Genomic DNA, 8,919 nt, shown 5'->3' on the forward strand with positions numbered 1-8,919 from the left:
GTCACAGCTCCACGCGGTTCCGGGTGGAGGCGAAGTAGTTTGTCGCGGCCTCTACCTGACGGGCGATGGTGTTTAGTTGTTCCGCCAGGGCGCATCCGCTCTGCTGGTCTTTCGATTCGGCGGTGGCAGTTGGAGCGGCGGGCGCCAGAACGGAGCTGACGCGCTGATTGGTGAATTCCGCCTCTTGCGACAGAAGCTCGGCGGCCTGGTACAGGCGACTTACGGCCGCCCCAACTTCGGACTGGCGAGCGGCATCACCGATAGACTTAGGAGCACATTGCGAATTGGACATGGCACACACCCTCTTGTTTGGTGGTGCCAGTTAATTACCTTTGTGTCTACGCCGCTTCATCAGGTGTAGAACGGTTTCGGCGATGCCTATGGCACATCTTGTAGACGGTTGAGGGAGCTACGCCGAGCCGGATTGCTGCTACATTCCGTCCCAACGGCAACAACTCAGCGGCCTGCTGGTCCCGCATCGCCGCGTCATGCGCCCTGCGATACCGCCCCACCAGCTCACCCAGCGCAAGTTCAAACTCCACCCCTGCGCCAAACTTCTCCCGCATCGCGTCGGACAGCTTGGACATTGCTTCGTCAGTCATGCACATGATGTTCCCCTTATTCCCACAATCCAGGATTGCGCGCCGCAGCTATCGCGGCCTCGATTGTCTCCACCACAAACACCGGCAAGCCTGCAGCCAGCCATTCACGATGGAACTTGACTTGATCGTCCGTCAGCGTCCTTGCGCTTGGAGGCTTTGCGCCATCCTTGATTTCTAGCAGCGTGAGCCGTCCTAACGCTCCAGCCAGCAGATCCGGACAGCCATCACCCACGGCGCCTAGGTCCAGCACCATGACGCCATTGGCACGCAGCGCCTTCACTATTTCGGCGTGATTAGAGTCTCGCTTGGCGGCTCGCCTCACTTCAACGCCTCCTTTCCAGCTTCGGTTAGCTCAAACGGTATCGGCTCGTTACCTGCATCGCCCAACTCGCGATCCACCCACGCGCGATCCTCTGCGCGGGGGGCGTAATCGGGAATCTCAAACACAGATATACGCGAGCCAGATCCCTCTCTCATCTCAATAAGCCTTATCCGTCCGGCCATCACAACACTCCTCGTAACTGCCCAGGAACCGCCCCATACGCCCGCTTCGTATGCAGATGTAGGAGTTGGACGGAAAGCTCGGGCGGTGCCGGCAACGGGCAGTCCGTCATGTCCTCCTGCATCTCCTGCCGAGTCGGGATGCCCTTCGCCTTTCGCATGCGGGCGTTGTCCTGGCGCTGGCAGGTTTTGCAGTAGGCCCGCGGCGCGCCGCAACTCATCGAGAAACTGGAAATGGGCTGAACCATGCCTCCGTGTGTGCAGGACTTGCGGTTGCAGTGCTTGTGTGTGATTACATCCATCTGGGCAATCATTCGTAGATTCTCCTTAGCGTTTCGTTCAGCGCATCGATTTCTTCCATCTTGTGAATCCGCCACATGGTCTTGTCGCCGTGGATGCCCATCGGCCCGGTGTGGCATTGCTTGCACAGGCCGACCGTCGTGAAGTGCGCGCCCTGTTTGATGTGGTGGGCGTCTACGTAAGGGCCTGCACCGCAGACTGCGCAACCGGACTCCTTGACCTTGCCCATGTGGGCCGACTCGCCGGAGGTGATGCGCTTGGCGTTCTTGGTTCTCATGCGACCAGCCCCTGCATCAGCAGCCCAAACCAAACGTGCGGCGGCTTGTCTGCCTTCTTGCAATTGCAGTCGCGACAAGCAACCTTCATGTTGTCCCGGGTTCCAGGGCCGCCCATGCACTTCGGCACGACGTGATCAAGAGTGGCCTGGCGGATCGTTAGCGGCTTGTTGCAGTAGGCACACTTGCCGTTCTGCGCAGCGAAGAGGAAGCGCTTGCGATTGCGCCTATTGCGGTTCTTCTTCGCAGTCACGCGCTCACCCCCTCCCTACACCGATCCATAAGCTCGGTGAAGGAAAATTCTGAGGCGCGGTGGCCGTCGTCTACTAATGGCTCTAGTTGGTACGCCCTCCACGCTCGACGCTCACCCTGAAAGCATTCGATTGGAGATATGTCTAACCCATAAAACATTCCGAACGGCCCCCAATCCTCAAGCTGAGTCACAACAGCGGCCCGTCCAACGCATTCAGTTCTAAATTCTGCAGCCACGACCCTAACTAGCTGTCCGATCTTGAATTCACACATCACGCAGCCTCCGAATAAGTCTCAGGAATAAACGCACCGCACTTGGCGGCGATTGGAAATACAACCGAGTCCAGCAACTGACCAAACCGCGCCGGGTCGATCACGTCGCGCTTGCCGTTCTCGTCGGTCGTCGTGCGGCGGAACGGGACGGACTCCAGGCCGTGTGGGTTGTTGGGCGTCTTGGGAACCTTGCGATCTACCCAGCCGAAGAACTGGCCGCATACCCATTCGTGCACGTCATCCACCGTGTAACCCATGACCTCCGCTATCGGCGGGTAGCACACGCCGAACAGGTAGCGATTCTGCGGATCGGTCCGCGACTTCACCCACCGCTTGCTGCTCACCTCTAGCGGCAGCTTTTGCGTGCGGAGGAAGGCGAACCAGTTTTGGAGTTGTTCGGGGGTGGCGATTTTCATCTCAGCGGCTTCCCGTTATTGGCAATCCACGCGGCATCTGCGAAGTTCCCGCCGTCGCAGTTGACGCAGCGGATTCCGTTGATGACGACTTCAGACGGAGCTGTCCGTTGATATGGCGGGCAGAGCGCGGCGTAGCTTCGTTCATCATCCCCAACGCGACCGCTAACCCCACCCCTGCCGCCGCCGCTATTTCCTGTGCGTTGAACCCTTCTTTGAGAAGTAGCCATGTGTGCGCCTTCTTCATGATTCGCCTCTATGTTTGGCGGTTGCAGCCGCGATCAGTCGATCCCTTTCGGTTTCGTCTATCTGGCCGTTGTGGCATTGCTGTCTCGCCCAGTTGCATGCGCGCTCTAGCGGTGACTCGGACGGAGCCATTGCCTGCTTCGGGGTATTGGTTTGCGGGCGCGAGGTGCCAACGGTTCCTGGTGGCGCGGCGCGCTCGCCCCGTATCCAGTTCCGCCACGTCTTCTGCCAATCGGTTTTCCTAGCCCTGGCCCCAGGCAAGGATTGCCAGTGATCGGCAAACTTCTCGCCCTGCTTTGGGATATCCAGGTCGGGGCGCTCCAGCTTCGCCCATGCTGCCCAGTCGTCAGGAAGCTTCCAGTCGTCAGGGAGGCGGCTGCCGTTCTTGCCCTTCGTCTCGGTGACTGAAGGGGGAGGCGCCGCAGGCGGATCAACCTGCTCTTGATTCTCAACGACAACGGATACGTCAACGTCAACGTCAACGACTAGGTGAGCATTTGTTTGCACTTGCGCGCAAATGTTTGCATTTGTTGGTGGGGGGTACTTTGACGGGGACCGCTTCTGCCATTCCGTGTTGCTGCATTCCAAGAAAGGCTTGCCGGCATGGGAGTAAAGAGCGATCAGTCCGGCCTTCTGGCACGCAGCCATCCAACGGGTACAGTCGGCCTCACGCACGCGGTCAACCCGCAAGGGGAAGAGCATTGAACGGAGAATGGAAGGGCGGGCGTCGTACCTGCCGTAGTCGTCCACCTTGGAAAGCAGGCGGCGGTAGAACACTTCAGCGGACGAATCCAGCTCGTCCACCTTGTCGCTGGTCAGGATCGTCTCGCGAATGATCCTGTTGGGCATCAGTAAAGCCCCCCTTCTTTCGACACCCGGTCAAGAACCGGATCGAGGGCTAACTTGATCTGCTCTAAGCAGTTCAGAGGGTCGCGGAAGATATCGCTGCCGCTGAACCTCAGCGCTGGAAACCCTGCGGTGATGAAGGCCCGGTCGCGGGCTTTGTCTCGAGACGCCTGTTCTTTCGTTTTCTCGTGGAAAGCATGACCATCGCACTCAATGGCCAACCCGCCTACCTTGTTTTTTAACTTGAACCAAACAAGGAAGTCCGCCTTATACCCGCCGATTTCTGCTTGGGGCGTGATCCAGAACTCCAGATGTTCCGTATCCCCAAACTGCTTCTTATGGTCAGCCGGGCCATTGATGAAATCAATCTTAGGAAATTCTGCCCAATCCATGTACAGCCACAACAACGCGCCCAGCATTTGGTCTTCGATAGGGCTACCGGTGTCAGCTGCGTTGTAGGCCTCGCTGAGCGCGGAAAGGCGCTGAGCGATTGTTATGGTGAATTGCTCAGGATTGCAGTGACCATCACCGGTCTCCGGCTCCAACCAAAAGCCATGGGCGTCGCCCGCGATCCATGCGCCCATGGCCTGGTTGAACACTCTGCGGGCATCCTCAGGCACTTCAATTAGCTCAGACGGCGGCTCGCAGGTCCGCCGCAAATGATCCCAGACACTCATTAGCACTCTCCTTTGTCTATGCCGGCCTCAATCCACTTGGCGATCACCCAGCGGATGGCTCGGGCCGTAGCATTGCAGTACGGGCAAGGCGTTGACTTAACTGTCACGTCGCTTGAGGTAGCGTATCGATGGGCCCTTAAAAGCCCCCGACTCAGACGACCAATAAGAAAGAGGTTCACGGCCACTTGACCCCTGCCCGCTCCAAGAGCGCCGGGAGGGCCTTAGCAAGCTCGGCAAGCTGCGCAATCGCCTCGCTGTGGGCTGCCTGAGGACAGGTCAGGTACTTCTCGATCAGGTAATGGATCGGCGAAACGTCGCCGTTCTCGATGTACCGCTCTAGCTCGTCTATGGTCAGGGCGCGAGGCTTTCCGCCGCTGTCCGAACCGGCCAGCTTCTCGGTGAGCTTGGACGGCGAGAGATCCATCTTGCCGGCGACCTCGACCAACCCTTGTTGATACACCTGCCCCACCATGTGTTCCCGCAGGCTGCGGGCGCGCTGTGTGAGACCGTCTTGGTAGGTAATACTTAGGTGGCGCATGCATCCCCCTTGCTGGGGAACCGCGGGGAACTTGTGTTCCCCAGAATTCCCCTTGATGGTCATGAAAATGGCCGGGTCCCTTTCGGAGCCCAGCCACATGGAATTACTTGTGTTTGTCGCCTTTCCAGAGTTCAGGACGCAGAGCGCGCACCTGCCACTGTCGCCCACGAGGAAGCGCTTGATCTTCCTTCCATGCACTAACGGCCTGACGAGTCACGCCGAGGAATGCAGCGAGTTCTACGTCCTTGTCGAACCCGAGGGCGGACTTGAGGAAGCGCTTCGTAATGTTCATTTCTGAAGTAAATCACTGTTTACCCTTCTCGTCAACCACTATTTACCTGGAAAAGTCAAGAATGGTTGACATGACTATTGGCGAACGTCTCAACCAACTGCGGCTAGATGCGGGACTGACCCTGGAACAGGCCGGCGCTATCGCCGGTACTACCAAACAGTCCATGTCCCAGATCGAAAAGGGCAAGACGCAGGTTCCTGGCGGCGTCGCTCTGGAGGCGTGGAGCCGATACTACGGCGTCAGCATTCAATGGCTTACGACCGGGAAGGGCTCCAAGAAGCCCGCCGACAAAGCGTCTCAGTCTGTGAGCGAGGACGAAAATATAATGACCCAAGCCGCCGAATACGTGCTGGGTCAGTTTGAGCAATGGGGTATATCGCTCCGACCCAAGGAGGACGCAGATCTGATCACTGGGGTGTTCAGGATTCTCAAGCGTCCTAACGACAACAACGTTGTCGTCGTAACCCGCTGGCTGGCAGAACAAGTCACAGCAAGAGGGTTAGGCAATGTCGGAGAACGGAAAACTGGAAGCAATGGCGGCTCTGATAGCCGAGCGGATACAGCAACGCCGCGCAGAACGGCCAAAGCTAAGGCTCGTTAGTAGAGAGGATTTTCACGCCCCAGCCGCCGATATGGTGACAAGGGAATGCAGGCTTCAGCGGATTAAGTGGCTATCCCGCACCTACTCCTTGAAGTGGCTGGTAAACCAGCATACGTTTGGCCTGGCAAGTGTTGACTGCCTAGAGGACGTTGATCTGGCAGAGTGCCATCGGGAACTAGAACAGGCCCGAGAATGTATCGCGGAGGGGATTCCGCTAGAGGATGTTGGGCTTATCCGTACTCACGCGTTTTAAGGGGGTGTTTATGAAAAACTTTCTTGTGCTCGCGGCCTTGATGCTGAGTCCCACCGCCCTTGCTGAAGAGGCGTTTCAAGACTGGACAGTTGATAGAGCAGGTAATGTAATCGCTGCCCAAACTGTGAACGCGAGTGGTGGGACGCTTCTATACGCCTGTTATATAACCGAGCAAAAGTGCGTTTATGCGATTTCGACGGGACTATCCTGCGAGGACGGATCAACCTACATGTCTCTCGTCAATTCGTCCGGGAAAGGCTCAGCACTGATGCTGCAGTGCGCCGCGGATCCGGAGGGTGATCTGATGGTGTTTTCAGACCATGATGAAGCCGCTCGGGCCATTGACCATGCAAGCGGAATCATTGGTATTGCTATCCCAACAGATCAAGCAACCGGGTCTTTCCATGCCTTCAAGTTCAGCATGCGTGGTTTCACTGCGGCATCACAGCGTGCGGCAAGCCTGACCCAGTCTGCTGAGAAGCCGCGAAACAGCACCCTCTAAAGCATCTTATTCCAAATAGTCATAAGTAAACTGCCGTTTACGCGTAAATAGCTGTTGACCTCGTAAGGTAAACGATGGTTTACTTACTCCCATCAAGCCACCACGGCCTGACGGGAGAACGAGATGGGTCACGCAGCACGCAACCTTGCTTATCACTTTGTAGCTGACACCCTCCGTGACGGGACGCCCATCCCTGCGAACGGCGAATGGCTTGAACACACCGGCCCACTGCAACTGTGCAGCTCTGGCCTGCATGCCAGTACTCATCCCTTCGACGCCCTGCAGTACGCACCTGGCAATACCTTGTGCTTGGTCGAACTAGGCGGAGAAATCAAGACCGGCGATGACAAGGTGGTCGCAACCCGCCGCAAGATCATCAAGCGAATTGACGCCGAGCCGCTTATGCGCGAGTTCGCGCGGTGGTCTGCCCTCCAAGTGATTGAGTTGTGGGATGCACCGGATGTAGTTCGTCAATACCTCACCACTGGTGATGAGTCTTTAAGGGACGCTGCCTGGGACGCTGCCAGGGCCGCTGCCAGGGACGCTGCCGGGGCCGCTGCCTGGGACGCTGCCAGGGCCGCTGCCAGGGCCGCTGCCTGGGACGCTGCCAGGGACGCTGCCAGGGCCGCTGCCTGGGACGCTGCCTGGGCCGCTGCCTGGGCCGCTGCCTGGGACGCTGCCAGGGCCGCTGCCAGGGACGCTGCCGGGGCCGCTGCCTGGGACGCTGCCAGGGACGCTCAGCGCGAGCGCTTCGCGAAGATGGTGGACGCAGCGTTCAAGGCTGTGAAGTCATGAGCGCCGTCCTCCACACCCCCGACTCCCTAGAGTCCCAGCTCATGTCCCTCCCCGCGTTCGTGGAGGAGGCGATGGGCGAAATGGCCCTGGGCAAGTTCATCGCCGCGTATCTGGCGCCTGATCCGATCCAGGCCGCCCGTGAGCTGGACGCGCTGGTCGCCGCATATCTCGTGGACTGGGTAGCCGACTACCGCCGTCGCGAGTCCAACAAGACGGGCTACATCAGCGAGGAACAAGCCCTCCGCGACGGCATCGCCATGTTCACCGAGACGGCGCGCAAGTGGCCGATTGGGTTGGCGCGGTCGTGAGCGGACATACACCCGGGCCGTGGACCGCGCATCAGTACGGAGTGCGTGACGCTGGTGGTTATATCTGCGCACTCAAATGGCCAAGTCTGTACACCGGCCAAGACGAGCGCTACTGGCGAGAAACTGCTGAGCGTCAGGCTGACGCCCGCCTGATCGCTGCGGCGCCCGAACTCCTGGCTGCCGCTCAACTCGCTCTGCGAAACCTTCATCGCAACTTGGCAAGCGAGGAAGCCTGCGGTTCGCCCTTTATGGGCGATGACGACCACGAGGCGATTGCCGCGCTGACCGCCGCCATCGCAAAGACGGCACAGCCATGAAGCCCCGCACAGCCCCCTTCCCGCTAATCGACCCGCAAGACGTGGCGCGAATCCTCGTCGCGGACTACGGCCTGGACGTGATCGCGATGAATAACGAGTCGATTGAGGAATTCAACCAAGAACGCCTAGACCACGAGGCGGCTAATCCGCAGACCCGTACCAACTACAAGGGAAATTTCTGATGGCAACCACCAGCAAGGTAATCAAGAAACTCAAGCCCGGCGAAGTCTTCGTGTTCGGAAGCAACGCCGACGGCCAGCACATCGGCGGCGCTGCGAAAACTGCAGTCGAGAAGTTCGGCGCCATCATGGGCCAGGGCGAGGGATTGCAGGGTGATTGCTACGCAATTCCGACGATGGAGGGGATAGACTCGCTGAAGTTGGCGGTAACGCGTTTCCTGTCGTTTGCAGTCGATACGCCATCCAAGACATTCCTGGTTACCGCGATTGGTACGGGCATCGCGGGCCACACAGCATCTGACATAGCACCACTGTTCTCTGGCGCACCGGACAATGTTGTCCTGCCTGCTGAGTTCATGCTGGAAAAGGTAATCACCAGCTATAAGGGGTTCGACAAGAGCCTGCAGTGCCGCGGGTTTCAGTACGAAATTGGCAAGACCTACACGCACAAAGGGGCGGTCACTGCGTGTGGCGGCGGCTTCCATGCATGCCACCAGCATCCGCTTGCCGTGTTGACCTACTACGGCCTGCGTGATGGCAACCGCTACGCGCTCGTGGAGCAATCTGGGGCGCTCGACCAGGAAAGCGACAAGACAGCCAGTCAGAAGATCAAGATCACCGCCGAAATCGGCGTGCCGGGTCTGATTAAAGCTGCCATCGAGTGGACCAAGAAGTCGGCTTCACCCACCAGCGGCAACTACGCCCACAGCGCCACCAGCGGCGACTACGCCCACAGCGCCACCAGCGGC

Annotated in this window: 14 protein-coding genes and 1 pseudogene; 6 read left to right on the plus strand and 9 right to left on the minus strand. The window is 58.8% G+C overall.

Translation table 11 applies throughout. The annotated features are described in order from the left end of the window. Position 1: 1 nt before the first annotated feature. The 9 genes from BLR66_RS05335 to BLR66_RS05390 form a co-directional block, all read right to left on the minus strand. Positions 2-292, minus strand: a complete 291-nt coding sequence (locus BLR66_RS05335; RefSeq protein WP_093280734.1) for a hypothetical protein — start codon at positions 290-292, stop codon at positions 2-4. Positions 293-338: 46 nt separating this feature from the next. Continuing rightward, positions 339-602, minus strand: a complete 264-nt coding sequence (locus BLR66_RS05340; protein WP_143014558.1) for a hypothetical protein — start codon at positions 600-602, stop codon at positions 339-341. 16 nt (positions 603-618) lie between these two features. Continuing rightward, a complete protein-coding gene (locus BLR66_RS05345) occupies positions 619-882 on the minus strand; it encodes a hypothetical protein (protein WP_218119598.1) in 264 nt (87 codons plus the stop codon). Positions 883-1,413: 531 nt separating this feature from the next. After that, a complete protein-coding gene (locus tag BLR66_RS05360) occupies positions 1,414-1,680 on the minus strand; it encodes a hypothetical protein (protein WP_093280753.1) in 267 nt (88 codons plus the stop codon). Beyond that, on the minus strand, positions 1,677-1,931 hold the full coding sequence (locus BLR66_RS05365) for an HNH endonuclease (protein ID WP_093280758.1): 255 nt from the start codon (positions 1,929-1,931) through the stop codon (positions 1,677-1,679). Before BLR66_RS05365 ends, BLR66_RS05360 begins: the two co-directional genes overlap by 4 nt. A gap of 271 nt (positions 1,932-2,202) precedes the next feature. Beyond that, positions 2,203-2,619 carry a hypothetical protein gene (locus tag BLR66_RS05375; protein WP_093280767.1) on the minus strand — a complete coding sequence of 139 codons (417 nt, stop codon included), beginning with the start codon at positions 2,617-2,619 and terminating at the stop codon, positions 2,203-2,205. A 240-nt stretch (positions 2,620-2,859) separates the two neighbouring features. Further along, on the minus strand, positions 2,860-3,711 hold the full coding sequence (locus BLR66_RS05380; RefSeq protein WP_093280772.1) for a hypothetical protein: 852 nt from the start codon (positions 3,709-3,711) through the stop codon (positions 2,860-2,862). Continuing rightward, positions 3,711-4,385, minus strand: coding sequence for an endonuclease domain-containing protein (locus BLR66_RS05385; protein ID WP_093280775.1), 675 nt, complete (start codon positions 4,383-4,385; stop codon positions 3,711-3,713). Before BLR66_RS05385 ends, BLR66_RS05380 begins: the two co-directional genes overlap by 1 nt. 175 nt (positions 4,386-4,560) lie before the next feature. Next, a complete protein-coding gene (locus BLR66_RS05390; protein WP_255402310.1) occupies positions 4,561-5,022 on the minus strand; it encodes a hypothetical protein in 462 nt (153 codons plus the stop codon). 185 nt (positions 5,023-5,207) lie between these two features. On the opposite strand from BLR66_RS05390, the gene BLR66_RS05400 reads away from it, so the two are divergent. The 6 genes and pseudogenes from BLR66_RS05400 to BLR66_RS19295 form a co-directional block, all read left to right on the plus strand. Continuing rightward, entirely contained in the window at positions 5,208-5,816 is a 609-nt protein-coding gene (locus BLR66_RS05400; protein WP_093280781.1) for a helix-turn-helix domain-containing protein, read from the plus strand. Between the two features lie 263 nt (positions 5,817-6,079). Continuing rightward, complete coding sequence (locus BLR66_RS05405) at positions 6,080-6,571, plus strand: RNA-binding protein (RefSeq protein ID WP_143014560.1); 492 nt, start codon at positions 6,080-6,082, stop codon at positions 6,569-6,571. An 836-nt stretch (positions 6,572-7,407) separates the two neighbouring features. Continuing rightward, positions 7,408-7,674, plus strand: coding sequence for a hypothetical protein (locus BLR66_RS05415; RefSeq protein ID WP_143014561.1), 267 nt, complete (start codon positions 7,408-7,410; stop codon positions 7,672-7,674). A 41-nt stretch (positions 7,675-7,715) separates the two neighbouring features. Next, a complete protein-coding gene (locus BLR66_RS05420) occupies positions 7,716-7,991 on the plus strand; it encodes a hypothetical protein (RefSeq protein WP_093280794.1) in 276 nt (91 codons plus the stop codon). Further along, the gene (locus BLR66_RS05425) at positions 7,988-8,173 is read left to right on the plus strand and encodes a hypothetical protein (RefSeq protein ID WP_093280821.1); all 186 of its coding nucleotides are present in this window, start codon (positions 7,988-7,990) and stop codon (positions 8,171-8,173) included. Before BLR66_RS05420 ends, BLR66_RS05425 begins: the two co-directional genes overlap by 4 nt. Continuing rightward, positions 8,173-8,919, plus strand: a pseudogene (locus BLR66_RS19295) (hypothetical protein); the annotation flags it as partial. The gene BLR66_RS05425 and the pseudogene BLR66_RS19295, both read left to right, overlap by 1 nt.

It is taken from the genome of Pseudoxanthomonas sp. CF125 (assembly GCF_900104085.1).
GTDB lineage: Bacteria > Pseudomonadota > Gammaproteobacteria > Xanthomonadales > Xanthomonadaceae > Pseudoxanthomonas_A.

What these genes read in the sequence shown, in the direction of transcription:
- BLR66_RS05415 (WP_143014561.1), top strand. Translation starts at nt 7,408, where the DNA reads ATGTCCCTCCCCGCGTTCGTGGAGGAGGCGATGGGCGAAATGGCCCTG.
- BLR66_RS05340 (WP_143014558.1), bottom strand. Translation starts at nt 602, where the DNA reads ATGACTGACGAAGCAATGTCCAAGCTGTCCGACGCGATGCGGGAGAAG.
- BLR66_RS05425 (WP_093280821.1), top strand. Translation starts at nt 7,988, where the DNA reads ATGAAGCCCCGCACAGCCCCCTTCCCGCTAATCGACCCGCAAGACGTG.
- BLR66_RS05360 (WP_093280753.1), bottom strand. Translation starts at nt 1,680, where the DNA reads ATGAGAACCAAGAACGCCAAGCGCATCACCTCCGGCGAGTCGGCCCAC.
- BLR66_RS05375 (WP_093280767.1), bottom strand. Translation starts at nt 2,619, where the DNA reads ATGAAAATCGCCACCCCCGAACAACTCCAAAACTGGTTCGCCTTCCTC.
- BLR66_RS05405 (WP_143014560.1), top strand. Translation starts at nt 6,080, where the DNA reads ATGAAAAACTTTCTTGTGCTCGCGGCCTTGATGCTGAGTCCCACCGCC.
- BLR66_RS05385 (WP_093280775.1), bottom strand. Translation starts at nt 4,385, where the DNA reads ATGAGTGTCTGGGATCATTTGCGGCGGACCTGCGAGCCGCCGTCTGAG.
- BLR66_RS05380 (WP_093280772.1), bottom strand. Translation starts at nt 3,711, where the DNA reads ATGCCCAACAGGATCATTCGCGAGACGATCCTGACCAGCGACAAGGTG.
- BLR66_RS05390 (WP_255402310.1), bottom strand. Translation starts at nt 5,022, where the DNA reads ATGTGGCTGGGCTCCGAAAGGGACCCGGCCATTTTCATGACCATCAAG.
- BLR66_RS05400 (WP_093280781.1), top strand. Translation starts at nt 5,208, where the DNA reads ATGTTCATTTCTGAAGTAAATCACTGTTTACCCTTCTCGTCAACCACT.
- BLR66_RS05335 (WP_093280734.1), bottom strand. Translation starts at nt 292, where the DNA reads ATGTCCAATTCGCAATGTGCTCCTAAGTCTATCGGTGATGCCGCTCGC.